This is a genomic window from Labrys sp. KB_33_2 (assembly GCF_052114505.1).
In the GTDB taxonomy this organism is placed as follows: domain Bacteria; phylum Pseudomonadota; class Alphaproteobacteria; order Rhizobiales; family Labraceae; genus Labrys.
Window position 1 is genome coordinate 20,836 of sequence record NZ_JBFREW010000013.1, and the last position, 25,006, is coordinate 45,841.

At 62.8% G+C, this 25,006-nt stretch carries 24 protein-coding genes; 21 read left to right on the plus strand and 3 right to left on the minus strand.

The features are described 5' to 3' along the window. The first annotated feature begins 5 nt into the window (after nt 1-5). The 7 genes from AB4037_RS22355 to AB4037_RS22385 all read left to right on the plus strand — a co-directional run bounded on the left by AB4037_RS22355 (nt 6) and on the right by AB4037_RS22385 (nt 8,245). Nucleotides 6-1,172, plus strand: a complete 1,167-nt coding sequence (locus tag AB4037_RS22355; protein WP_441772984.1) for a D-alanyl-D-alanine carboxypeptidase family protein — start codon at nt 6-8, stop codon at nt 1,170-1,172. Continuing rightward, complete coding sequence (gene tmk, locus AB4037_RS22360; protein ID WP_434956386.1) at nt 1,169-1,816, plus strand: dTMP kinase; 648 nt, start codon at nt 1,169-1,171, stop codon at nt 1,814-1,816. Before AB4037_RS22355 ends, tmk begins: the two co-directional genes overlap by 4 nt. After that, nucleotides 1,813-2,853: a DNA polymerase III subunit delta' gene (locus AB4037_RS22365; protein WP_441772985.1), complete on the plus strand. Its 1,041-nt coding sequence runs from the start codon at nt 1,813-1,815 to the stop codon at nt 2,851-2,853. The genes tmk and AB4037_RS22365 overlap by 4 nt, the downstream gene beginning before the upstream one ends. Nucleotides 2,854-3,161: 308 nt before the next feature. Beyond that, nucleotides 3,162-4,727 carry a methionine--tRNA ligase gene (gene metG / locus AB4037_RS22370; protein ID WP_441772986.1) on the plus strand — a complete coding sequence of 522 codons (1,566 nt, stop codon included), beginning with the start codon at nt 3,162-3,164 and terminating at the stop codon, nt 4,725-4,727. 16 nt (nt 4,728-4,743) lie between these two features. Beyond that, nucleotides 4,744-5,544 (plus strand): TatD family hydrolase, encoded by an 801-nt coding sequence (locus AB4037_RS22375; RefSeq protein ID WP_441772987.1) that lies wholly within the window; start codon nt 4,744-4,746, stop codon nt 5,542-5,544. A gap of 5 nt (nt 5,545-5,549) precedes the next feature. Then, nucleotides 5,550-6,371, plus strand: a complete 822-nt coding sequence (locus AB4037_RS22380; RefSeq protein WP_441772988.1) for an MBL fold metallo-hydrolase — start codon at nt 5,550-5,552, stop codon at nt 6,369-6,371. 221 nt (nt 6,372-6,592) lie between these two features. Beyond that, nucleotides 6,593-8,245 (plus strand): Na/Pi cotransporter family protein, encoded by a 1,653-nt coding sequence (locus tag AB4037_RS22385; RefSeq protein WP_434956381.1) that lies wholly within the window; start codon nt 6,593-6,595, stop codon nt 8,243-8,245. A gap of 66 nt (nt 8,246-8,311) precedes the next feature. Here the strand turns inward: AB4037_RS22385 and AB4037_RS22390 are convergent, their stop codons facing one another. Further along, nucleotides 8,312-9,553 carry a Zn-dependent hydrolase gene (locus AB4037_RS22390; RefSeq protein ID WP_441772989.1) on the minus strand — a complete coding sequence of 414 codons (1,242 nt, stop codon included), beginning with the start codon at nt 9,551-9,553 and terminating at the stop codon, nt 8,312-8,314. After that, the gene (locus AB4037_RS22395; protein ID WP_441772990.1) at nt 9,550-10,758 is read right to left on the minus strand and encodes a diaminopropionate ammonia-lyase; all 1,209 of its coding nucleotides are present in this window, start codon (nt 10,756-10,758) and stop codon (nt 9,550-9,552) included. The genes AB4037_RS22390 and AB4037_RS22395 overlap by 4 nt, the downstream gene beginning before the upstream one ends. A 99-nt stretch (nt 10,759-10,857) precedes the next feature. Here AB4037_RS22395 and AB4037_RS22400 point away from each other — a divergent pair, with 99 nt between their 5' ends. From AB4037_RS22400 to AB4037_RS22410, 3 genes are all read left to right on the plus strand, one after another. Beyond that, on the plus strand, nt 10,858-11,370 hold the full coding sequence (locus AB4037_RS22400; protein WP_441772991.1) for an Lrp/AsnC family transcriptional regulator: 513 nt from the start codon (nt 10,858-10,860) through the stop codon (nt 11,368-11,370). Between the two features lie 242 nt (nt 11,371-11,612). Next, complete coding sequence (locus tag AB4037_RS22405; protein ID WP_441772992.1) at nt 11,613-12,335, plus strand: tellurite resistance TerB family protein; 723 nt, start codon at nt 11,613-11,615, stop codon at nt 12,333-12,335. A 413-nt stretch (nt 12,336-12,748) separates the two neighbouring features. Next, nucleotides 12,749-14,152 (plus strand): S41 family peptidase, encoded by a 1,404-nt coding sequence (locus AB4037_RS22410; RefSeq protein WP_441772993.1) that lies wholly within the window; start codon nt 12,749-12,751, stop codon nt 14,150-14,152. 46 nt (nt 14,153-14,198) lie between these two features. Here the strand turns inward: AB4037_RS22410 and AB4037_RS22415 are convergent, their stop codons facing one another. Continuing rightward, entirely contained in the window at nt 14,199-14,888 is a 690-nt protein-coding gene (locus AB4037_RS22415; protein ID WP_441772994.1) for a cysteine hydrolase family protein, read from the minus strand. A 129-nt stretch (nt 14,889-15,017) separates the two neighbouring features. Here AB4037_RS22415 and AB4037_RS22420 point away from each other — a divergent pair, with 129 nt between their 5' ends. The 11 genes from AB4037_RS22420 (at nt 15,018) to lysM (ending at nt 24,866) form a co-directional block, all read left to right on the plus strand. Then, entirely contained in the window at nt 15,018-15,884 is an 867-nt protein-coding gene (locus AB4037_RS22420) for a MurR/RpiR family transcriptional regulator (RefSeq protein ID WP_441772995.1), read from the plus strand. A 113-nt stretch (nt 15,885-15,997) separates the two neighbouring features. Next, nucleotides 15,998-17,317: a glutamine synthetase gene (locus AB4037_RS22425; protein ID WP_441772996.1), complete on the plus strand. Its 1,320-nt coding sequence runs from the start codon at nt 15,998-16,000 to the stop codon at nt 17,315-17,317. Further along, the gene (locus AB4037_RS22430; RefSeq protein ID WP_434956372.1) at nt 17,317-18,126 is read left to right on the plus strand and encodes an N-formylglutamate amidohydrolase; all 810 of its coding nucleotides are present in this window, start codon (nt 17,317-17,319) and stop codon (nt 18,124-18,126) included. Before AB4037_RS22425 ends, AB4037_RS22430 begins: the two co-directional genes overlap by 1 nt. Then, complete coding sequence (locus tag AB4037_RS22435; RefSeq protein WP_441772997.1) at nt 18,123-18,749, plus strand: cysteine hydrolase family protein; 627 nt, start codon at nt 18,123-18,125, stop codon at nt 18,747-18,749. Before AB4037_RS22430 ends, AB4037_RS22435 begins: the two co-directional genes overlap by 4 nt. Beyond that, nucleotides 18,742-19,518, plus strand: a complete 777-nt coding sequence (locus tag AB4037_RS22440) for an ABC transporter ATP-binding protein (RefSeq protein WP_441772998.1) — start codon at nt 18,742-18,744, stop codon at nt 19,516-19,518. The genes AB4037_RS22435 and AB4037_RS22440 overlap by 8 nt, the downstream gene beginning before the upstream one ends. Further along, the gene (locus AB4037_RS22445) at nt 19,511-20,248 is read left to right on the plus strand and encodes an ABC transporter ATP-binding protein (protein WP_441772999.1); all 738 of its coding nucleotides are present in this window, start codon (nt 19,511-19,513) and stop codon (nt 20,246-20,248) included. Before AB4037_RS22440 ends, AB4037_RS22445 begins: the two co-directional genes overlap by 8 nt. Beyond that, complete coding sequence (locus AB4037_RS22450; protein WP_434956368.1) at nt 20,245-21,147, plus strand: branched-chain amino acid ABC transporter permease; 903 nt, start codon at nt 20,245-20,247, stop codon at nt 21,145-21,147. The genes AB4037_RS22445 and AB4037_RS22450 overlap by 4 nt, the downstream gene beginning before the upstream one ends. Then, the gene (locus tag AB4037_RS22455; RefSeq protein WP_441773000.1) at nt 21,144-22,184 is read left to right on the plus strand and encodes a branched-chain amino acid ABC transporter permease; all 1,041 of its coding nucleotides are present in this window, start codon (nt 21,144-21,146) and stop codon (nt 22,182-22,184) included. The genes AB4037_RS22450 and AB4037_RS22455 overlap by 4 nt, the downstream gene beginning before the upstream one ends. Nucleotides 22,185-22,188: 4 nt before the next feature. Further along, a complete protein-coding gene (locus AB4037_RS22460) occupies nt 22,189-23,367 on the plus strand; it encodes an ABC transporter substrate-binding protein (RefSeq protein ID WP_441773001.1) in 1,179 nt (392 codons plus the stop codon). 1 nt (nt 23,368) lies between these two features. Continuing rightward, nucleotides 23,369-24,118, plus strand: coding sequence for a cyclase family protein (locus AB4037_RS22465; RefSeq protein WP_434956365.1), 750 nt, complete (start codon nt 23,369-23,371; stop codon nt 24,116-24,118). 274 nt (nt 24,119-24,392) lie between these two features. Further along, nucleotides 24,393-24,866 carry a peptidoglycan-binding protein LysM gene (gene lysM / locus AB4037_RS22470; RefSeq protein ID WP_441773002.1) on the plus strand — a complete coding sequence of 158 codons (474 nt, stop codon included), beginning with the start codon at nt 24,393-24,395 and terminating at the stop codon, nt 24,864-24,866. The last annotated feature ends 140 nt before the right edge of the window (nt 24,867-25,006 follow it).

Below are 25,006 nucleotides of genomic sequence, written 5' to 3' on the forward strand. Positions count from 1 at the left end.
CGGCGATGAAAAGGTTTGTCATCGGGTTATTTCTGGCGGCCGTCGCGCTGGTGCCCTCGCTTCATGCGGAACCGTTCACCACGACCGCCCCCATCGCCCTCGTGATCGAGACCGGTTCGGGCACGGTCCTGCTCGACAAGAACGCCGACAAGCCGGTCGAACCTGCCGCCATGGCCAAGATCATGACCGTTGCCGTCGTCGCCGAGGCTCTGCGCAAGGGCCACGCTTCGCGAGAGACCGAATATCCGATTTCGGAGGACACCTGGCGCAAGGGCGGCGCGCCCTCAGGCAGTGCCACCATGTTCGCTGCGGTGAGGAGCCGGGTACGGGTTGAAGATCTCTTGCGCGGGGTGATGGTCCAGGCCGCCAATGATGCCTGTCTGGCGCTGTCGCAGGGCCTCACGGGCCAGCTCGATGGCCTGGTACCGCGCATGAACACGCTGGCCACCGAAATCGGTTTGCAGCACACGCAGTTTCGCAATGTCACAGGATTTGCCGATCCGGCCCAATTGACCACGGCACGGGATCTGGCCCGGCTGCTCGGCTGGCTCCGCCGAAACGAGCCGGACATCTATGCGATCTATCAGGAACGGGATTTCACCTGGAACAAGATACGGCAGACCAACCGCAATCCCCTGCTCACCCAGGGACTGGGGGTCGATGGGGGCGTTACCGGCGCCTCCGACACCGCAGGCTATGGCGTGGTCGTTTCGGCGCTTCACGGTGATCAGCACTTCATCATGGTACTGCACGGTCTTCAATCCAATGCCGAGCGAGCGAGCGAAGCCAGGCGCGTCCTCGAATGGGCCGAAAATTCATTCCGCCCGCGTCTGGTCTTCTCCAAGGGGGAGATCGTGGGTGAGGCTACCGTCTATGGCGGCACGACCAACGCCGTGCCGGTTGCGGCCGATCGCGACATTTCCATGCTGGTGGACAACAACGGCGCCGAAAAACTCAGCGCCAAATTGCTCTATGACGGGCCGCTCGAGGCACCGGTGCAGAAAAATGCCGTCGTCGGTCGGCTCCAGATTTTGCGCGAGGGACAGATTTCGCTCGAAATTCCCCTGTATGCAATCGCCGATGTACCAGTCGGCAGTCTTCCCCAACGCGCATTCGGTGCTATCTACGAGCTTGGCATCGGATTGATACAGGGTGGGCACGACAAGCGATGAAGGGCCGGTTCATAACGTTCGAAGGCGGCGAAGGGGTGGGCAAATCCACCCAGATCCGCCGGTTGGCGGCATCCTTGAACGCCCTCGGCATCGAAACCCTGCTGACGCGCGAACCCGGGGGCTCCCCTGGTGCCGAGGAATTGCGTGAGGTGCTGCTTTCCGGCGGCGCCAAGCATTTTGGCCCCTTTGCCGAAACCATTTTGTTCTATGCGGCGCGCGACGACCATCTCAACACGACGATCAGGCCCGCCCTTGCCAGGGGGTTGTGGGTCCTGTGCGATCGCTTCATGGATTCGACCCGCGCCTATCAGGGCGTGCTCGGCGAGGTCGAGCCGGCCTTGATCCGCTCCATCGAACGCGTGGTCGTCGGCTCCACCGTCCCCGACCTCACGCTCATTCTCGACATGCCGGCCCGTGATGGGCTCGCCAGGGTTCGCTCCCGTGGCACGGCTATCGATCGCTTCGAAGGCGAGAGCCTGATTTTCCATGAAAAGCTGCGCGAGGCCTTCCTGGCCATCGCGGAATTCGAGCCCCGCCGCTGCGCCGTCGTCGACGCCTCCGCCTCACAGGATGAGGTCGCCGCGGCGATTCTCGGCGTCGTGAGAAAGAGGCTCGATCTCGATGCCACACAGGTGCTGGCATGAGCGAGCGTTTTGAAAGCGACATGCTGGCTGACAGCCCGCATCCGCGCGAAACCATGGAACTGATCGGCCAGGACAGAGCGGAGCAGGCGCTGCTGACAGCCTATCGCTCGGGCCGCATCCATCATGCCTGGCTTTTGGGCGGGCCGGAAGGCATCGGCAAGGCGACGCTGGCCTACCGCATGGCCAAATTCGTACTGACCCATCCGGACCCTCATCACCTCGACGGGGCCACGAGCCTCTCGGTCGCCGCCAATGCAGCGCCCGCACGCCAGATCGTGTCGCAATCCCATGTCGATCTTGCGGTGTTGCGCCGTCTTCCCAACGACAAGACCAAGGGCTTCTATTCCAATATTCGCGTCGACGACGTGCGCAACGTGGTGCGTTTCCTCGGTTCGACCGCCGGGGCAGGGGGCTGGCGCATCGCCATCATCGATTCTGCCGAGGATCTGGCCAGGGAGGGCGCAAATGCCCTGCTCAAAGTGCTGGAGGAGCCGCCGCCGCGCGTGCTTTTTCTGATGATCTCGCATCAGCCGGCCCGCCTCCTGCCCACCATCCGCTCACGCTGCCGGCTGCTCACGCTCGATCCACTCGGCGAGGCCGATGTGCTCAGAGCCGCTGCGCAGGCGCGCCCGGATCTGTCCGAGGAAACGCTGGCCGCGGGGGCCGCCCTGGCGCAGGGCAGTGTAAGGCGAGCCCTGACCCTGGCAGACGGGGAGGGGGTGTCACTCCACCGTTCCCTCGCGGATCTGTTGGCCAAGCTGCCCCGCATCGACGTGGCTGCCGCCCATGCTCTCGCCGACCGCTGCGCCAACAAGGCCGGCGACGAGAATTTCGCGCTCCTGCTCGATTTCCTCGACGAGTGGCTGCATCAACGCCTGCTGGCAGCCCGCGGCGAACCCGTGCCCCGCCTTGCACGCTGGGCACAGGTATGGGAGAAGGCCCGTCACGCTGCGCGTGACGTCGAGGCCTATAATCTCGACCGCAAACCTTTCGTGCTCGCGACCCTCGGCCTGCTCGCCGAAGCCTCCGCGGCCTAAACCGGCCAGAGCTCGGCAATCCGCAGGGAAGTTGGGGTTCCAGGCATTTTTCGCCTGCCAGGGCCCAAAAACGCCCGTAGCGACAGTCACCAGAGCAAAGCACGTTGCGACGGAAACGCTGCTTTGCTCTAACTCTTTGGTTAGACGTGTTTTTGCGATTCTCGGCGCTTTCGCCAAATCGCAAAACGCTTTCGGCATTTTCCGGCGAAAAGTCTCCCAACTTTACCCGAAAATGCTCTACATCAGGAATCCCTGATGCGCGGCCTGGCTGGCGGTGTCGCGCATCGTTGTCAGGAAAAGCGTCATCGATGGCCGAGAAAGACACCTATTACATCACCACGGCGATCTCCTATCCCAATGGCAAGCCCCATATCGGGCATGCCTATGAGTTGATCGCAACCGATGCCATCGCCCGTTTCAAGCGGCTCGACGGGAACGAGGTGTTCTTCCTGACCGGTACCGACGAGCATGGCCAGAAGATGCTGCAGACAGCAGCCAAGCAAGGCAGCACGGCCCAGGCACTGGCAGACCAGAACTCGGAATATTTCCGCGAGATGGCCAAGACGCTCAATGCGTCGAACGACGACTTCATCCGTACCAGCGAGGAGCGCCACTACCGCGCCTGCCAGGAGATCTGGCGCCGGATGGAGGCGGCGGGCGACATCTACCTGTCCAAATATTCGGGCTGGTATTCGGTGCGCGACGAAGCTTTCTTCGACGAGAAGGACCTGGCGCTGAATTCGGATGGCTCCCGCACGGTGATCGAGACCGGCGCCAAGGTGGAATGGGTGGAGGAAGAGAGCTATTTCTTCCGCCTCTCCGCCTATCAGGATCGCCTGCTCAAGCACTATGAGAGCCATCCCGGCTTCATCGGCCCGGAAGAGCGCCGCAACGAGATCATGAGCTTCGTGCGCTCGGGCCTGCGTGACCTTTCCATCAGCCGTACCACCTTCGACTGGGGCGTGCCGGTTCCCGGCAACCCCAAGCATGTCATGTATGTCTGGGTCGATGCCCTCACCAATTACCTGACGGCGACGGGCTTTCCGGACACGGATACCGAACGCTCGAAATTCTGGCCGGCCAGCGTGCACATCATCGGCAAGGATATCGTGCGCTTCCATACGGTGTATTGGCCGGCTTTCCTGATGTCGGCGGGTCTGCCTTTGCCGCATCGCGTCTTCGGCCATGGCTTCCTGTTCAACCGCGGCGAGAAGATGTCGAAATCGGTCGGCAACGTGATCGATCCGTTCACGCTTGCCGAGCATTACGGCGTCGACCAGCTGCGCTACTTCTTCCTGCGCGAAGTTCCCTTCGGCCAGGATGGCAATTATTCGCATGAGGCGATCGTCAACCGCATCAATGCCGACCTCGCCAATGATTTCGGTAATCTGGCCAATCGCTGCCTGAAGATGATCGCGGCCAATTGCGGCGGCAAGGTGCCGAGCCCCGGCGATTTCCTGCCCTCCGACGAGCAATTGCTGAAGACAGCGGACAACCTCATCTGGCAGGCGCGCGACTCCATCTTCAATTTCGCCCTGCATTCCATCCTCGCCGATCTGTGGAGCGTGGTGGGCGAAGCGAACCGCTATTTTGCTGCCGAAGAACCGTGGAAGCTGAAGACCAGCAACCCGGCCCGCATGGAAACCGTGCTCTATGTCACCGCCGAGGTGGTTCGCCAGATCGCCATCCTCGCCCAGCCGGTGATCCCGACCGGCGCGGCGCGCATGCTCGACCTCCTGGCTGTGCCTGAAGATGCCCGTGACTTCGATCACCTCGGCGTTGACGGCCGTTTGTCGCCGGATGTTGCCTTGCCAGCGCCCGAAGCTGTCTTCCCCCGCTATGTCGAAGCGACTGACAGCGCGGGCAAGGCGTAAAGTTGTTTGGTAAGCCATGCTGATCGATAGCCATTGCCATCTCGACTTCCCGGACCTGCAGGCCGAGATCGACGACGTCGTTGCGCGTGCCCGCAAGACCGGAGTGGGACGCATGATCACCATCTCCACCCGCATCCGCCAGTTCGAGAGGATCAAGGCGCTGATCGAGACCTACGACGATGTCTTCGGCTCGATCGGCACGCACTGCCTGCATGCCCATGAAGAAGACGATATTCCCCTAGAGACCATCCTGGAACTCGCCGCCCATCCCAAGGTGGTGGCGATCGGCGAGGCCGGGCTGGACTATCACTATGACTATGCGCCGCGCGATGTACAGGCGCGCGGCTTTCGCAAGCATATCGCCGCGGCTCGGCTCACCGGACTGCCGCTCGTGATCCATGCCCGCCAGGCTGACCAGGACATCGGCGACATTCTCGAAGAGGAAATGGGGAAGGGCGCTTTCAGCGCCGTCCTCCATTGCTACTCGTCGGGCCCCGAACTGGCTCGCCGGGGGCTTGGGCTCGGCTTCTACGTTTCCTTCTCCGGCATCCTCACTTTCAAATCGGCCGAGGAGATCCGGGACATCGCCCGCCTCGTCCCCCATGACCGTCTGCTGGTGGAAACGGACGCTCCCTATCTGGCGCCCATGCCGTTCCGCGGCAAACGCAACGAGCCGGCCTATGTAGCCAACACGGCGCGGGTTCTGGCCGATACTATCGGCCTGAGCGAGAGCGAGGTCGCACGGCAGACCAGTGAAAACGCCTTTCGTCTCTTCACCAAAATGCCTCGTCCCGACGGCATCAAGGCGGCAGCCTGACGCCGATGACGTTGATTGCGACATTATTGGGCTGCGGTTCCTCCGGCGGCGTCCCCCGCGTCGGGTTTGGCTGGGGCAGTTGCGATCCCGCCGAACCCCGAAACCGGCGCCGGCGCTGTGCCTTGCTGCTCGAACAGGACAGGGCAGAGGGCGGCCGCACCACGGTGCTGATCGATACCGGCGCTGACATGCGCCAGCAATTGCTGGATGCCGAGGTCAAGGCGGTCGATGGCGTACTCTACACCCACGACCATGCCGACCATACCCACGGCATCGACGATCTGCGCGTGCTGGCGCTCTACCAGCGCAGCCTCGTCGACGTCTATGCCGACAAGCGCACCGCCGCCTTGCTGCGCAGCCGCTTCGACTATTGCTTCGAGACGCCGCCGGGTTCGTCCTATCCTCCCATCCTGACACTCAACACCATCACGATTGGACAAGCCGTCAGTATCGGCGGCGCCGGAGGCTCAATCACGGCCTTGCCGTTCGAGCAGGATCACGGCGACATCCAATCCCTGGGCTTCAGGATCGACGATTTCGCTTATTCCAGCGATATCAATGGCCTGCCGAAAGAAAGCGAAGCATTGCTGGAGGGCCTCGACACCTGGATCGTCGATGCTCTTCGTCCTACGCCGCATCCCAGCCATTGGTCGTTGCCGGAAACGCTGGCCTGGATCGAGAAACTGAAACCGCGGCGCGCCATCCTGACCAACATGCATACGGACATGGACTATCAGACCCTGCGGCGCACCCTGCCGGAAGGCGTTGAGCCGGGCTATGACGGCATGCATATCGAACTGGCGCTGCCGAGAGCAAAACGCGTTTAGACGGAAACATGCTGCTCACGCTCTTTCGTTCCAAGCCAATCCAACGGATTGGCTGAAGCGTCTTTGTGATTCCTGGCGCGACCCCCAAATCGCAAAACGCTCTGGAACAAATTGACCGCACGCGTCGAAATGTGACGTTGATGTTCATGCTATTTCAATTGCTTATGTGATAGATTCGTCCGTCTTGTCACCAAGGGGATTCGTCCTAAGGAATTGTTCGGTTGGCTGGTCAGCACGTTTTTCTCAATCTTCTCGCCGGTATCGCACTTCTGATCTGGTCCACTCGTCTGGTGAAGACAGGCATCATGCGGGCCTTCGGGGAACGATTGCGTGGTGTGATTTCGCGCGCCACCTCCAACCGCTTTTCGGCTTGCCTGGCCGGAGCGGGGGTGGCCGCAGCCCTTCAGAGTTCGACCGGCTCGACTCTTCTGGTGATGTCCTTCGTCGAACGGGGCTTCCTCACGCTCGGCATGGCCCTGGCCGTGCTGCTGGGCAGCAATGTCGGTACCACGCTCGTGGTCCAGGCTCTGTCCTTCGATCTTTCCGCCCTGATGCCGGTTCTGCTGATCGCCGGCGTGGCCGCGTTCATGCTCGGGCGTTCATCCGTCTCGCAGAACGTCGGCCGCGCCATGATCGGCCTGGGCCTGATGATCCTGTCGCTGCATCTGGTCGTCGGGATCGCCGAGCCGATCCGCCAGAGCGAAATCATGACGCTGATCTTCGAGCGCCTCAACGGCCAGCCCTGGGCCGCACTGCTGATCGGCGCCGCGCTGGCCTGGCTGGTGCATTCGAGCGTGGCTATCCTGCTTCTGGTGATGTCGCTCACCGGGGCAGGGGTCGTGGGCATTCCGCTCGGCCTTGCCCTGGTGCTGGGTGCCAATATCGGCTCCGGGCTCGCACCGCTGGGCCTGTCCCTGACAGCGCCGATTGAAGTCCGGCGCGCTTTGTTCGGCAATCTCGGTACCCGAGTGGTCGGAGCCGTCGTGCTGCTGCCACTGATCGGCCTCATCCAGCCCTGGCTGGCGCAGCTGGAGGCCTCGGGAGCCCGCCAGATCGCCAATTTCCATGTCGGCTTCAATCTGCTGCTCCTGGTCGTCTTCCTTCCCTTCATCGACCAGACCGCCCGCCTGCTCGAAAGACTGGTGAAGGCCCCGGAGGCGCCGATCGGCGAGCGCCCCTCGCCGGTTCTCGACGAGGGAGACTTTGACAGTCCCTCGGTCGCGCTGGTCGCGGCCTCGCGCGAGGTGATCAGGCTGGCTGAGCTCGTTGAAATCATGCTGCGGGAATCGATCATAACCTTCGAGGAGAACGACGATTCCCGGCGCAAGCAGATCAGCCAGCTCGACTATCAGGTCGACCGGCTGCAGGAGAATATCAAGCTTTATCTGACCCGACTGACGCGCACGCCGCTCGACAAGGATATGAGCCGCAAAGCATTCGAACTCATCCTGTTCACCACCAATCTCGAACATGTCGGCGACATTCTCGACAAGACCCTGCTGGAATTGGCAGCCAAGAAGCAGCGGCTCAATTTAAGCTTCTCGAGCGAGGGCTGGGCCGAGATCAAGGCCATGCATCGCGAAGTGGTGGCACAGATGCGGCTCGCCATCACGGTGTTCATGACCCAGGATCCCGTCATGGCCCGCCAATTGGTGGTCGCCAAGGATCATATCCGCAATTTCGAACGCTCGGCGGCAGAGAGCCACCTCAACCGCCTGCGTGCCGGCACGCTAGCCTCGATCGAGACCAGCTCGCTGCATATGGACGTCATCCGCGACCTCAAGCGCATCGTCGCGCATCTGACCGCTGTGGCCTATCCGATCCTCGAGGCGGCGGGCGAGCTTTCGACTTCCCGCCTCAAGGATGCCGGATAAAATCTATTTCTATCCAATACGATAAATCGACTTTCTCATAAAAGAGGTAGGCAGCCTGAGTCGCAATCAGCCTGGTGCGACCGTGAGATTTCGCACCACGTCGAGGAGCACGGCCGCACCGGCAACCAGATCCGCATCCGGCGTGAACTCCTTGGGATTGTGGCTGATTCCGGCGATGCTGGGCACGAAGATCATGGCTGAAGGTGCTATCCGCGCCATCATCTGTGCGTCGTGCCCGGCACCGGAAGTCATCCGACGGCAGCGCAGGCCATTCCGGCCTGCCGCCTGTTCGATCTGCTCCACCAGCCCATTGTCGAACACCACCGGTTCGAAGCGGGCGAGACGCTCGGCGTAGACCGTGACGCCCTCCGACCGGGCCAGCCCCTCCAGAAACGAGGCGAGGTCACTTTCCGCCTCGCGCAGGCGCGTTTCATCGGGATCGCGCAGGTCCACAGTGAGGATCGCCCGTGCCGGGATGACGTTGATGGCATTCGGCTCGAACCGAAGACTGCCGACGGTCGCCACTGACGGTGTATTGGTGGCAACAGCCTTTTCGCGCAGAAAGGTTATCACGCGTGCGGCGGCATGGCCGGCATCATGGCGCAGGGACATCGGGGTGGTGCCGGCGTGATTGGCGACACCCTCGATGGTGATGCGCTGCCAGGAGATACCCTGAAGCGTCTCGACGGCGCCGATGGCCAGGCCTTCGCGTTCGAGCACCGGACCTTGCTCGATGTGAAGCTCCAGATAGGCATGCGGCTTCAGGAATCCCGGCTCCAATTCGCCCGCATAGCCGATCCGCCGCAACTCGTCGCCAAGCCTGGTCCCATCGGTGCCGATGGAGGCCAGCGCCTCCTCGATCGACAATCCCCCGGCATGGACGAGGGAACCCATCATATCGGGCGCGTAGCGCACGCCCTCCTCATTGGTGAAGGCGGCTACGGCGATCGGCCGACTTGGGCGCCAGCCCGATGATTTCAGCGTCTCGATCACTTCGAGACCCGCCAATACGCCGTAGCAGCCATCATAGATCCCCGCATCGATGACGGTGTCGATGTGAGAGCCGAGCAGAAGCGGTGCCTCGTCCGGCACGCTCTCCGGCCGCCAGATGCCGAAGATATTGCCGATCCTGTCGATCCCAACATCGAGGTCCGCTTCGTCGAGCCACCCAATCAGGCTGTCGCGTCCCGCCTTGTCGGCATCGGACGCTGCCAATCGGGCCAATTGACCGTTTTCGCCCCGGCCGATCGTCCCAAGGCTGCGCAATCGCCCAAGCAGACGCTCGGTTTGGATGGAGTTCTCGCTCATACCCGATGCTCCGCGCCTGCCATCTGCACATCCTCCGGCCCGAGGCCGACCAATTCACGGTAACGCGCGGGATCGGTGGCGCCTTCACTGTTGATCACCAGGATGCGAGCATCGCTATCCAGGCCGAGCGTCCGACGCATGGCTTCGTCTCCAGCGGCCTGGAGCAAGCCAGCAAGACCGGCTGCTCCGCTCTCGCCGGCGACAATGGCCGGATCGCCCGGCAAAGGCCGCGCCAGGCTGTTCATCGCCGCAATCGCCTCCTCGTCCTCCACCGTCATGAAGGCATCCGACACGCGGGCCAGGATCCGCCACGCGACGTGGGAGGGTTCGTAGCATTCCAGCATCGCCATCACCGTGGGAGCGCCATGGCTGACCTTTACGGGATGGCCGGCCTTAGCACTGGCGAAGATACAGGCCGAGAGAGTGGGCTCGACCACCACCAGTTTCGGTCTGTGTGCTCCGAGGACGAGTGCGGCATGGCCACCGAGCGCCGCCGCAATGCCGCCGACACCGGCCTGAACGAACAAATGGGTTGGCGGTTCGCGCATCTGTCGCAAGGCCTCGCGCAAGATGGTGGTATAGCCCTGCATCACCAGACCTGGGATACGCTCATAGCCCTCCCAGGAGGTATCCGAGACGACAGTCCAGCCGTTGGTTTCACTGACACGGGCGGCCTCGGTTACGGATTCATCATAGGTACCGTCCACGCGCAAGATTTCCGCCCCGAAAGCGGCGATCGCCGCCACGCGCCCCGGGCTGACGCCGCCATGCACGAAAATCACGGCCTTCGCCCCGACGAAGCGGGCTCCTTGCGCCACGGAGCGGCCATGATTGCCATCGGTCGCGCAGGCGAAGATCATCCCGGCGGCAACCGACCTGACGTCGGCCTGGCCGAGTTCGGAGTAGTCGATCTGCCGCCCCAATTGCAGGCAGGCCCTCTCGATCACTAGCCGCACCACGGCATAAGCTCCGCCAAGAGCCTTGAAACTACAAAGACCTAGACGATGCGCCTCATCTTTCACAAGGAGTTCGCCGATGCCGAGCCGCGCCGCAAGCGCGGACAAAGAGAGCAGGGGAGTCGGGCGATGATCGGCACGGACGGCCAGGAAACGCTCGACTTCGTCAGCCCCGTCGTCCCCCAATATGGCACGGTCGCCGATGAGGAGCGGGGAGCGATGATGAGGACCGGCATTGGCGAGAAACATCGTGGATCTCCAATTTACAGGCGCAATCCTATTGCGCATCGGGCGATGAATGCGCTCTGATTGAGCGGTATTGACGCAATTTTGTATCGTCAGGTCCGTATGTCGCGCATTTCCGGCTCATCTCTCGAACTCGACGCGTTCGACGTCGCCATCCTGGCGATCCTGCAGCGCGACAACCAGACACCGCAGCGCAGGATTGCCGAGGCCATTCATCTGTCGGCACCGGCCGTGCAACGCCGCATCCACCGCTTGGAAGCGGGCGGCATCATCACCGCCAATGTCGCCTTGCTCAATCCGGCAAAAGTTGGCCAGCACCTGACCATCGTAGTCAATGTCGACCTGGAGCGTGAGCGTAGCGCCTTGATCGACGAGGCCAAGAAGGCATTTCTGGCCGAGAGCGGCGTGCAGCAATGCTATTATGTCGCCGGAGAAACGGATTTCGTGCTGATCCTGAACGTGCCGTCGATGGGCGATTATGAAGCGCTGACACGCCGGCTGTTCTTCGCCAACAGCAACATCAAACGCTTCCGGACTTTCGTGGTAATGGACCGGGTCAAAACCGGCACCGCCTTGTCCCTGGACAAGGTTCCGGGCGTCTCGGCAGCGCAATGAGGTCTCAAGATTTTAGATTTGAATTATCTTATAACATATTGAATTATAACAATAAATATGTAATTATATGACGAGTTCGTATTGCCTTCATGACCAAGATTTCATATTGGCGGCCTTGAAGCGGCCGGGTTCTTGGCACCACATCCGGCCGTGCTGATCGATCCGGTCGAATCCCAAGATGGAGACGTCCGAAAGTTCGTGGCGAGCTTGGGCTGGGCGATCGTAGAGGAGCAAGACGAATAATGGATCTGAACAATCTGCTTGGAAAAGTGCTGGGTGCCGGCGGTCAAGTTCTCAACACGCCAGGCAAGAAACTGGCGGCTGGTGGCGCAGCGGCGGGCATCCTGTTTACAGAGACCGGCCGGGACCTGGCTGGCGCGGCTGTCAAATATGGCGGTATTGCCGCTATCGGCGCGCTGGCGCTGCATGCCTGGCAGCGTAGCCAGGCTGGGCAGGCCGGCGCTCCGGCAGCGGCTGACAACGGCACGGCCGCAGCGAACGGCGCGCCCGGCGGCTTCCTGCCACCGCAATTATCGACCCCACAGCCGCTGCCGCCCGTTATCGAGGCGCGTGCAGTGGAGGCACTGCCGGTGGAAACCCCGGCCGCGGCTGAAAGCCATGCCAAGCTCTTGCTGGGGGCCATGATCAACGCGGCCAAGGCCGACGGCAATGTCGATGCCGAGGAGCAGAGCCTGATCCTCGGACATGCCGACAAGCTCAATCTCTCCGACGAGGAGCGCAACTTCCTGTTCCAGGAGTTGAGCAAGCCGTTCGACATGGAACCGATCGTGCGCGGCGCAAGCACGCCGGAACTGGCCGCCGAAGTCTACGCCGTTTCGCGCATCGCTGTCGGCGCAGCATCACCGGCCGAGAATTCCTACCTGCATGTACTGGCCGGCCGCCTGAAGCTGCCACAAGCCGTCACGGGCCAGATCGACGGCGGCCTGGCGGCCGTCGGCCGATAGACGACCGACCGGACACCGGATCGCATCGGTCTTGTACACCGACCGAGACCGGGCTTTTTGAGGAAAGCCCGGTTTATCAAGCGCTTGGCCCGGCCGGAGGCATGGGATTATGTTCCATAATATATCTTATGCGAATTAGGGATGTGAGGCGGCGCCCCACTCCCGAACCAGTTTCGGTCGGCATGTACGGCGACCTTGAGCCAGCGGCACCGCCGGAAATCGCAGCCCGCTGATCAAGGCTCTTCCAGGCTGTCGTACCGCTCATGAGCCACGTAACGGTCATGCGTCCGGCTAGAACCTCGACAAGGCCGCGGTGAGCCGCGCAACGCATTCATGTTGCCGCCTGGTCGACGGCCGTTCATATGCATGCCAATTTCAGCCAGTAGGACCGCCGTTTGCTTGGAGGTCGCCTGATGCACCGCATACTGCTTTTCTGCCTGCTCTTGCTGGCGTCGCCGGCCCAGGCCGCATCGGACTTGACGGATGGCGTATGGCTGACGACTGGTTATGGCCACGCCTATGCGATTGACGGCGAACATTTGCAGCGCTTCGAGATCACGGCGATCAGCTGTCAGAAATCCGCCTCGGCCGAGCGCGTCGCGGCTTCCGGGAACGCCGTGCGGTTTGCCGGTTCCAGTGTCAATAACGACACCGGCGTGACCGATGCCTTCGTTTTCCGGCCAGGACAACAGCCGAACCAGCTCGTGCTGAACGTCGACGGTGTCGCCACGCAGACCCAACTCACCCGTATCGACGCGCTGCCTGCGGCCTGCACGCAAACCTCCTCCATCGATCCCGTGACCAATTTCGACGTTTTCGTTCGGACTTTCGCCGAACATTATCCCTTCTTTACCCAGCACCGCGTGGACTGGGTTGCCATGACAGCCGCGCATCGTGCAACGATCAGCTCTGCCACCGACGAACAAACGCTCTTTGCGCATTTTCGTGAGATGCTGGCGCCGCTCGAGGATGCTCATGTCTGGATCGAGGCACCGGCCCTCCATCTGGAATTCAGCGGCTGGCGTCCTCCCGCGGCCAGGAGTGAGGCAATTCATCAGCGGGCGCTGGCCATCGTCGAAAAACGCTTCCTGACGACACCCCTCGCCTGGTACTGCAACCGCCAGCTCGCTTTCGGCATGCTGCCTGACGGTGTTGGCTATTTGCTGATCGTCAGTTTCGAAAACTACGACAAGAATGCCGAAAGCACGGCTCAGACAGCGGCGCTCGATGCGGCGCTGGACGATATTTTCGGCAAGGCACCGGGCTTGCGGGGGCTCATTGTCGACATCCGGCCCAATGGTGGTGGCACCGAAATGCTGGGCCTGGCGATTGCCGCCCGTCTGACCACCAAGACCTACCTTGCCTCCAGCAAGATCTTTCGCATAGACCCCACGGACCCGACGAAATTCAGCAAGCCACAGCCGATCATGGTCATGCCGTCATCGCGGCCCGGCTTTTACGGGCCGATGGCGCTGTTAATGGGCCATGACAGCGTCAGTGCGGCCGAAGCCTTCGCCATGTCTCTTCAGGGACGCACGAACAAACCCGTTTTCATCGGCGAGAACACGCAGGGCGTCTTCTCCGACGTGCTGATCCGCCATTTGCCGAATGGCTGGCGCTTCGGTGTCCCCAATGAGATCTACTTGAATGAAAATGGGCAAGCCTATGATATCACGGGTGTTCCGCCCGACAAGTTGGTCGCTCTGTTCACAGACCCCGATCTCGATGCCGAACGCGACCCAGCCCTTGAAGCCGCGGCACGCGCTATCGCCGAAACGACCCGGCCGGGTCGTACGCCCAACTCCCCTAGAAATTGATGAATCACTTTATCTATCAATATCTAAGTATTGATAGATAATGGATTTATGCGACATTACGACTCGACAAGCGCCTGATTTCGGCAATCATCTCGTCGGTGCTGCGCGTACGGCAATAATGACCGCCCATGCTCTCGATCGATGCAAGATGGTTCTCGGGTGTCTCGGCCGCGCAGCAATCCTCGACCTGGGTCACGAGGAAGCCGCGGTCGGCGGCGTCCCGTATGGCGGACTCGACGCACTGGTCGGTGACAACCCCATAGATGACCAGAAATTCCACGCCGAGATTGCGCAGCACATAGTCGATATTGGTGGCATTGAAGATGCCGGACGCAGTCTTGGGGATGATGATTTCATCGCCCCTGGGGCCGACAGCCTCGATCACTTGCGCTTCCCAGCAACCCTTCGGGAAATTCAAGCCCGAAATCTTGTGGTCCAGGCTGCGGTCGCGCCCATCCTGGGTCAGGCTTTCAAGCACGGTGAAGATCACTTCGATGCCGGCGGCCCTCGCCGCTTCCTGGAGGCGAGCCTGGTTAGGGATCACCACGCTGTCGATACGCTCGTAAAAGGCCTGCTTTGCCGCTTCCGGCGTATCGGGCATGCGTGCCCGAGCCAGGATCTGCTCGTTGAACTCGCCATTCTGCATGTCGACATTGAGCAGTGCCGTTCGGGCCGGAACGATTTCACGCTCCCGGTAGGCACCGCCCGGCGCGTCAATGGCTGGAAGGCCTGCCATGAAGTCCTCGCGGGAAGGGGTTGTTTCGTTGTAATTCAAATTACGGCTTTGCTGGTAATTGGCCTATCCTGTACCGAGGCATTGTGAAAGACAATGGCCTCCGCATGGACGTCGAGAAGAGGTATCGCCATGGAGCCCCCGAAAGCCGCCCTGCCCCAGACCGGCACGACGCTTGCCGATCGTGTCGCAGCGACCATGCCGTCCCTGAGCGATGCTGAAAAGCGGGCGGCGCGCGCCCTCCTCGCCCGCTATCCCACCACCGGCATGGAGACGGTGGCTCTGTTTGCCGAAAGAGCCAAGGTGAGTTCTCCCACCATTCTGCGCTTCGTGGCCAAGCTCGGATTTCCAGGCTATGCCGACTTCCGGCGCGCGCTGCGCGAGGAAATGGAAGCCCAGGCCGAATTCCCGCTGACGCGTCCGCATGCCGATGCCTCGACATCGGCGCTCATCGAATTCAGCGGCGCCCTGGCCGAGACGGTGCAGGGTTCGATTGCCATGATCAACGAGGCGGAACTGGCACGCCTGGTGGACATTCTCATCGATGAAAGGCGTCAGGTTTTCCTGCTCGGCGGCGATTTCACCGAACCGGCTGCGCGGCATCTCGAATTCCACCTGCGCAAGCTTCGCGGCAAGGTAAGGCTGTTCTCCTCGGCGCTGATGCGACGCGCCGACGAACTTGCCGATCTTCGGCGCAAGGACGTCGTTATCCTGTTCGACATTCGCCGCTATCAGGCCGACACGGTGCGTACGGCGGAGGTGGCCAAGAGCCGTGAAGCCGTGGTCGCCCTCTTCACGGACCAATGGATGTCGGATGCCGCCCAGGTCGCCGACATCGTGCTGAGGGCGCGCGTCGACGTCCCCTCGCCTTGGGACAGCTTGATCGGCGTGATCGCCCTGGTGGAAGCAGTCGCGCTTGCAATCGATTCCCGGCAATGGTCGATTGCCAGGGCTCGCTTCGAAACCATCGAAGGCGTACGGCAGAAGCTGCTCCCGTGACGTTTTCTCATTTTGCTAAAAATTACGGCATCACCGCTATCAACATCATCTTGTAAGAAATAATTCTCGCGTGCTAGCGTTCGTCCCAATAAAAACAGGGGAACGACACGCCAATGGCGACAAGGCCTGAAAGCGTCATCACGGTCTGCTGCAGCGACATTGCCGGTCAGGTCCGAGGCAAGGGATTTCCAGCCACCGATCTGGAGAACCGCCGCCGTTTCGGTGTCGGTTGGACCCCGACCAACATCATGATCAATTGCTTCGGCCGCATCCCCGCCACCCCCTTCGGTGCGGAAGGCGACCTCATGCTGGTGCCACAGCCGGGCGGGGATATCCGCCTGCCCTATGACGACGGCACGCCCACCGAGCACATCATCCTCGGCGACATCCAGACCATGGCGGGCGAACCTTGGGATTGCTGCCTGCGCGGCCTGCTCAAGCGCGCCCTCGCCACGCTCGAGGCGGAAGCGGGCCTGCGCCTCATCGCCAGCTTCGAGCATGAATTCTGGTACGGCGCCGGTGAAGAGCGTCCGGGCGATTCCTACGCCGCCAGCAGCATCAGGGGCATGGAGGGCTTCATCGGCTCCTTCCTGGCGGCTTTGCGCGCCAACGATATTGCCCCCGATACCTTCCTGCCTGAATACGGCCCACGGCAGTATGAGATCACCATCGACCCGGCAGAAGGCCTGAAGGCGGCCGACCAGGCGGTGAAGCTCCGCGAGATCTGCCGCTCGCTGGCCCGCCGCCACGGTAGCCATGCCAGTTTCTCGCCGGTGGTGACGCCGGGCATCGTCGGCAATGGCGTTCACATCCATTTCAGCCTGATCGATCTTGCCGGCAAGCCGGTCTGCCACGGCACCGGATGCCCGTCCGGATTGAGCGAGATCGCTGCTTCCTTCTGTGCCGGCATCCTCAGGCACGCCCGGGCCCTGTGCGCCATCACCGCGCCCAGCGTGATTTCCTATGAGCGGCTGAAGCCGCATTCCTGGTCGGCCTATTACGCCAATCTCGCCGATCGGGACCGCGAGGCGCTCCTGAGAATCTGCCCCTATCCCGAGATCGAGGGCGTCGACGTCGCCAAGCGCTACAACATCGAATATCGCGGCGCCGATGCCACTGCGAGCCCCTATCTGCAACTGGCTATGCTGGTCTTTGCAGGACTTTCAGGCATACGCGGAGCCCTGCCCGCCCCCTTCATCTCCAGCGGCGATCCCGGGCGCTGGAGTGCCGAGGAGCGTGCTGAGCGCGGCATCGACGACTTGCCACGCAGCCTCGGCGAAGCCCTGGACGCCTTGGAAGCCGACACCGCCGCCGTCGCTTGGCTGGGCCCAGTCCTGACCAAGGCCTATCTCATGCATAAGCGCGGCGAGATCGAAATAGCCGGCGATACGGGCCTGGAAGAACTCTGCGCCCTTTATGCGAGGGCCTATTGATGACTTCGCCCCAGCGCCCTGCCCCAACAGGCCTGCTCGCCGCTGGCGATCCGCCGCCGGTCGGCTTGCATAATGGTGAGGCATCCTCCCCCTTCTTGATCATTTGCGACCATGCCGGCAATGCAGTTCCCGCCGCGTTGGCTGGGCTGGGTTTGCCGCAATCGGAACTCGAGCGCCATATCGGCATCGACATCGGCATCCTGGGCGTGAGCATAGGCCTGTCCGATCGTCTGCAGGCGCCGCTGATATTCCAGCGCTATTCGCGTCTGGTCGCCGAGTGCAACCGCCGGCTCGGTTCGCCCAGCTTCATCGCGCCTATTTCCGATGGAACGCTGGTGCCGGCCAACCAGGATCCGACGGCCGATGACCGCCGGGCCCGCATCCGCGAGATCGTCGATCCCTATCATGCCGAGATATCCGCCCACATCGACCACAAGTTGGTGGCCGGCCTGCCCCTGATCCTGGTGTCGATGCACAGCTTCACGCCCTCGCTCCGGGCCGCTCCCGCACCGCGCCCCTGGCATGTCGGCCTTTGCTATCACGACAACAGGCAATTCTCGGACCTGGTCCTCGCCGAACTGGCCGATCAGAGCGATCTCGTGATCGGGCGCAACCAACCCTACGGCGTCAACATGGCTGAGGATTATTCCGTGCCTGTTCATGGCGAGGAACGGCGGCTGCCCTATGTCGAATTCGAGATCCGCCAGGACCTCATCGCCGAGGCATCCGGCCAAGCCGCCTGGGCGGAGCGCCTCGCTCCCATTCTGACGGCAGCCTATGCGCGCTTCGGCGTGGAGACCGGCCGATGATCCCCGATCGCAAGGCAGCTCTCGATCCCACCCGCACTGCGATCCTGGTGATCGACACCCAGGATGGCATCTTCAACGCACAAGCGGAGACGGCACGCCCCCATTTCTATCGCTCGGCCCGCGACGTCGCCATTCCCAACATCGCGCGCCTGCTGGCTGCCGGCCGGGCAGCGGGCGCCGAGATCATCTATACCGTCATCGCCAGCCTGACCGAGGACGGGCGCGACCGCAGCCTCGACTACAAGCAGACCGGCTTTCACTTCCCGCCCGGTGCCCCTCAGACGCGAGTCATCGCCGAACTCGCGCCCGGTCGGGACGAGATGGTGCTGCCGAAAACCTCGTCCAGCCTCTTCAACTCCACCAATTTCGAATATCTCATCCGCAATATCGGGCTCGATACCATCGTGGTAACGGGTTTCCTGACCGATCAATGCATCGACCATACGGTGCGCGACGGCGCCGATCGCGGCTTTCGCATGGTCTGCCCCGTCGACGCCTGCACGACCGACACGCCCGAGCGCCACGAGCGGGCCTTGAGTGCCTTCAAGGGCTATTGCCGGCAGGCTGGTACCGACGAGTTGGTGAGGGAACTGACGAGCTCACGGAGACGCGGCGATGGCTGAACCATCAGCGCCCCTGCTGCGCACGGCCGATCTCACCAAGGCCTTCCGGGGCCTGGTCGCCCTGCGCAATCAGGCCATCAGCGTACGGGCCGGCGAGATCGTCGGCATCATCGGCCCGAACGGATCGGGCAAGAGCACCTTCTTCAATCTGGTAACCGGCTTCTCGCGGCCCAATGCCGGCACGATCGAGTTCCAGGGCCAGTCGATCGCCGGGCTGTCGACCGCTGCCATCGTCGAACGGGGCATCGCCCGCACCTTTCAGGGATCGCGCCTGTTCGGCTCGCTGAGCGTGCGGGACAATGTACTGGCCGCAGCCCAGCTTCGTCACCCCATCGGCCCGTTTGCTGCGATCCTGCGCGGCGCACGCTTTCGGGCGCGCCTCGCCGCCGCCCAACACGCCGCCGATGAATTGCTCGATTTGATGGCGCTCAAGCCGCAGGCGCTGCAGCCGGCGTCCGCCCTGCCCTACGGCGACCAGCGTCGTCTCGAAATCGCCCGCGCTTTGGCGACGCAGCCACGGCTGCTGCTGCTCGATGAGCCCGCCGCCGGCCTCGATTCCAACGAGACCCGGGTGCTGGCCGGGTTGATCCGCACCATCCGGGATCGCTACGGCATCGCGGTCGTGGTCGTCGAGCACGACATGGATCTGATCATGAATCTGTGTGAGCGCATCCAGGTCCTGGCCACCGGCGAGGTCATCTGCACGGGCACGCCGGCGGAAGTGCGCAGCAATAGCAGGGTCCGGGAGGCCTATCTCGGCCATGCCTGACGCCCGCTTCTCCTCCCCTTTGCTCCGGATCGACGGGCTCGAAGTCAATTTTGGCGCGGTACGCGCGCTCAAGGGAGTGTCCCTCGATGTCGGCCAGGGTGAAGTCGTCGCCCTGGTCGGCGCCAACGGCGCCGGCAAGAGCACGACGCTACGCACGGTCTCCGGCCTGAATCGTCCGAGGGCCGGCAGCATCACCTTCACGGGCCGGGCCATCGCAACACTTCCTCCGGCCGAGATCGTGCGGATCGGCATCTCGCATAGTCCGGAGGGTCGGCGCCTGTTCGGCGGCCTGACGGTGGCCGACAATCTGCGCCTCGGCGCCTGCACGCGGCATGATCGCGACGGCATCGTCCGTGACCTGGAACGCATGTTCGCCCTGTTCCCCATTCTCAAGCAGCGCCTGACGCAATTGGCAGGCACGCTTTCGGGCGGCGAGCAGCAGCAGCTTGCCCTCGCCCGCGCCATGATGGCGGCCCCTCGCCTCCTTCTGCTCGACGAACCCTCGCTCGGCGTCGCTCCCCTGCTGGTCCGCCACATCTTCGATGCGCTGGCCGAGCTCAAGCGTCAGGGCATGACCATGCTCCTGGTCGAGCAGAACATCGCCATCGCCCTGGAACTGGCCGACCGGGCCTATGTGCTGCGCACCGGCCGCGTGGTGCTGTCGGGCAGTTCGGCCGAGCTGACGGCCAATGACCGCGTCGCGCAGGCCTATCTGGGGGCGGACGAATGAACGGGTTCGAATATGTCCTCCAGCAGGTCATCAATGCCATCAGCCTCGGCAGCCTCTACGCCCTGGTCGCCGTGGGCCTGTCCATCGTCTTCGGCGTGCTGCGGCTGACCAATTTCGCCCATGGCGACGTGATGATGGTGGGTGCCTTCACCACCGTGATCCTCGGCGCGACCGGCATGCCTTTCGCCCTCGCCATGCTCTGCGGCATCCTCGCTGCGGCCCTGGCGGGCTTCGTGATCGAGCGCGTCGCCTATCGGCCCATCCGCAACGCACCCGACGTCACCCGGTTGCTGACCAGCCTTGCCGTCACCTACATCCTTGAAAATCTCGGCATCCTGGCTTTCACCTCTTCGCCGCGCAATTTTCCCCTGCCCGATTTGCTCAACGGTTCCTGGCAACTGGCCGATGGTGCCATCACCTTCACCAACATCAACATCCTGACCATCGCCCTCTCCTTCCTCTCGCTGCTGGGGCTGGGGTGGTTCATCACCCGCACCACCGTCGGGCTCGGCATGCGGGCGGCGGCCGAGGACATGTCGGCCGCCCATCTCGTCGGCCTCGACGTCAACCGCGTCATCGTGATCGCCTTCGTGGTGGCCTCCGCCTATGCCGGGCTCGCCGGCGTGCTCTGGGCGGCGCAGGCCGGCGTCGTCCAGCCCCAGATGGGCTTCACGCCCTTGCTGAAGGCCTTCGTCGCGGCGATCATCGGCGGCTTCGGGTCGATCGCCGGCGCCCTCGTCGGCGGCTACATGCTCGGCGCCCTCGAGATCTTCATCGTCGCCTTCCTGCCCGATGCGGTGACACCCTATCGCGACGCCATCGTCTTCAGCCTGCTGATAGCCTTCCTGCTGTTCCGTCCCGGCGGCCTGCTGCAGCCCAATCGTGAGATCAAGCTATGAAAGCAGGCCTGCGCCTTCCGCTCACCGCTGCGATCGGCATCGCTCTCGCCACCGTGGTCGCCATCAGCGCCCCCCTTGTCCTGAGCGACTATTTCACCCGCATACTCATCCTGATCGCACTCAATTCGGTGCTGGTACTCTCGCTCTCGCTCAGCAACGGCTTTACCGGCGTGTTCTCGCTGGGCCATGTCGGCTTCGTCGGCGCGGGGGCCTATGCCTCGGGCATCCTGTCGCTGACGGTGCAGCAAAAGGCTGCCTTGCTGCCGCATTTGCCGGCCCTGCTGTCGGGCTTCAGCCTGCCCTTCCTGCCGGCAACCCTGGCCGCCGGCCTGTTCACGGCCCTGCTCGCGGTGATCGTCGGCTATCCCCTGATGCGCCTGTCGGGCTACTTCGTTTCTGTGGCGACCATGGGCTTTCTCATCATCGTCAATGTCGTCCTGATCAACGCAGCGGACTTCACCCGCGGCTCGCGCACCTTCACCGGCGTGCCGCTGCAGACCAATCTGCCCTGGGTGATGGCCTGGCTGGTGGTGACGCTGCTCTTGCTGGCGCGCCTCGTCTATTCCCCCTTTGGCCGCTCGATGATGGCGGTGCGGGACGACACCATCGCCGCTGGCGCCATCGGCATCGGCGTGCTGCGCACGCGCCTGATCGCCTTCGTGATCGGAGCCTTTTTCGCTGGCGTGGGCGGTTCGCTCTATGCCCATTATCTCGGCTCCTTCTCGCCGATCACCTTCTATTTCGCCATGACGCTGAACCTGATCGCCATGCTCGTCCTGGGTGGCATGGGTTCCCTTTCGGGCGCACTGATCGGCGTCGTCTGCGTCTCCCTTCTTTCGGAAATGCTGCGCTCGGCCGAGCGTGGCTTCAGCCTGCTCGGCATAACGGTGCCGCCTTTGTTCGGGGCGAGCCAGATCGTGCTCGGCATCCTCTTCATCCTGATCATGATCTTCCGGCCGAAGGGGATCATGGGCGACCGCGAATTGACGTTCGGGGCGACCAAAACATCGGCGAACAATCCATCAATTGAGAGGTGACCAGATGTTGACGTTGAGCAGACGCAGAACCCTCGCCCTCGGCCTGTCGGCCGCCGCCATGCTGGCGATCCCCGGCCCGGCCCTCGCGGCCGATCCGATCAAGATCGGCTATTCGGCCAATCTCACCGGTGTGCAGGCCTCGCTCGACGGCCCCATGCTGAACGGCGCCAAGCTGGCAGCGCAGGAGATCAACGCCGCCGGCGGCGTGCTGGGGCGGCCGATCGAACTGGTGATCTATGATTCCAAATCCGACGCCACCGTGATCTCCACCGTCGCCAGCCAGATGATCGACAGCGACAAGGTCGTCGGCATCATCGGCTTTGCGGATTCGGATTCGGTGCTGGCCATCGGGCCCCAGGTGCAGAAGGCGGAAATTCCGTTCGTCACCCCCGGCGCCACCTCGCCCAAGCTGCCGGCCCAGCTCGGCAACCAGGTCTTCCTCGCCGCCTTCGGCGACAATGTCCAGGCCGCCGTGGGAGCGGAATTCGCACTCAAGACGCTGAACGCCAAGACCTGCTATCTGCTGACGGATATCGGCACCGAATACACCACCCTGCTCTCCGACTATTTCGTCAAGGCTTACGAGCATGGCGGCGGCAAGATCGTCGGCAAGGACAGCTACAAGATCGGCGACAAGACCTTCACCGCCCAGATCGCCAAGATCAAGGCGCTTTCCGAGAAGCCGGCCTTCATCTATGCGGCCGCCAATGCCGAGGAGATCGGCCTCATCCTCAAGCAGTTACGCCAGGCCGGCATCACCCTGCCGGTGGTCGGCGGCGATGGCTATGACACGCCCTTGCTGCTGCAAGTCGGCGGCGAGGCGGCCAACGATACCTATTTCACCACCCACGCCTTCATCGGCGATGGCGCCAGCGCGAAGGTGAAAGCCTTCATGGATGCGTACCAGAAGGCCTACAACACCGTACCGGAAAATGCCTTCGCCGCACTCGGCTACGATGCGGTGAAACTGATGGCCGATGCCGTCAAGCGAGCCGGCGCGCCCGAACCTGCTAAGATCCGCGATGCCCTTGCGGCCACCTCCGGTCTCGACGGCGTGACGGGTACGATCACCTACCGCCCGAATATCTCGGTGCCGGACAAGTCGGTCTCGGTCATCGGCGTCAAGGGCGGCAAGCTCACGCTCGCTGGCGAAGCCGCGCCATCCTTCGTCGCGGAGCCCTGACATGGCCACGCCCCTTCCCCTCTGGGAGGTCTATCGCGCCGCCTTCGCCGGCGCGATCTTCACCGATCTGAGCCACGCCTTCCACCCTGGGCAGCCACGCTTCTCGGCCTTTCCGGACGAGGAGCGCCTGGTCGTATTCGACTACCCCAAGGGCGATGCCTTCCAGGTGCATCGCTACGCCTTCGTCGGGCAATGGGGCACGCATGTCGATCCGCCCGTGCATTTCATCGAGGGCGGGCGCGCCGTGGACGATCTGCCGGTCTCCGAAATGCTGCTGCCTCTGGTGGTGCTGGATATCCGGCACAGAGTTGCCGCCAGCCCCGACGCGACACCGGAGCTGAGCGACATCGCGGCCTGGGAAGAGCGTAACGGGCGTATCCCCGCAGGCTGCTTCGTTGCCCTGCGTACGGGGTGGTCAAGCCGCTGGCCGGACAGCGAACGCTTCTACAACCGCTCGGCAGACGGCGTTTCCCATTGCCCCGGCTGGTCGCGGGCGGTGCTCGAAGAGCTGTTCGAAAGGCGGGAAATCGCCGCCATCGGCCACGAGCAGATCGACACCGATCCCGGCGTGGCGACATCGAAGGGCGATTTCGGCCTCGAACATTATGTGCTGTCACGCGACCGCTGGCAGGTCGAATTGCTCGCCAATCTCGATGATGTGCCGGAGGTCGGCGCCCTGATCATGGCAAGTTGGCCGAAGGCGAAAGGAGGTTCTGGCTTTCCGGCTCGCGCTATCGCCATCCATCGCTGATTTCGGACTGTTTCGGCATCGTACCGGGAATGCCATGATCATCCCGGAACTCGTCGCTCAACTCCTGCCGAGCCAGTATTCGCGTGCGAGATCGGCCCGCCCGCGGTCGCTTCACCACGAAGACAGGCGTTTGACGTTGGGCTTGACTGCGCAGGCGATCGCTTCGACAGACGCTGCACTTGCCGGGCCCGTTTGCCTCGAATCTGTGTGACCGCACAACCGTTCCATGCTAGCCTATCTTTAGGTAATTTTGCCTGATACGCCTGGAGTGAACATGGGACTGTTCAATTTCATCAAGGACGCCGGCCATAAGATGTTCGGTTCGAGCAAGGCCGAGGCAGCGCCGGCGGCAGCTCCGACCGATGTTGCCGCGCTGGTGAAAAAGCAGATCGAGGAAGCCGGCCTCAAGGCCGATGGCCTGCAGGTTTCGGTGGACGGAGACAAGGTCGTCCTGGGTGGCGTGGCTCCCTCCCAGGAAGTCGCCGAGAAGATCATTCTCACCGCCGGCAACAACAATGGCGTGGCGCAGGTCGACAGCCAGCTCGGCGTCAACGCCCCCGGAACGCCCTCGACCATGTATACGGTCGTGAAGGGTGACACGCTCTGGGCCATTGCCGAGAAGCACTATGGCAAGGGCAAGGGCAATCTCTACAAGGAGATCGTCAAGGCCAACACGCCGCCCGTCAAGGACCCCGACCACATCCTCCCCGGCTGGGTCCTGCGCATTCCGCCGATCGGGCAGGCCTAAGCCTTCTCCCTCCTCACGCAGTAACTTCGAACCCGGCGAGACATCTCGCCGGGTTTTTCTTTGGTGTCGCCCTATAAAAGCTGCGGGCCAATAGAACCTCACAACGGAATACCTTCGATGCTAATCATGCAGGTCGCCAA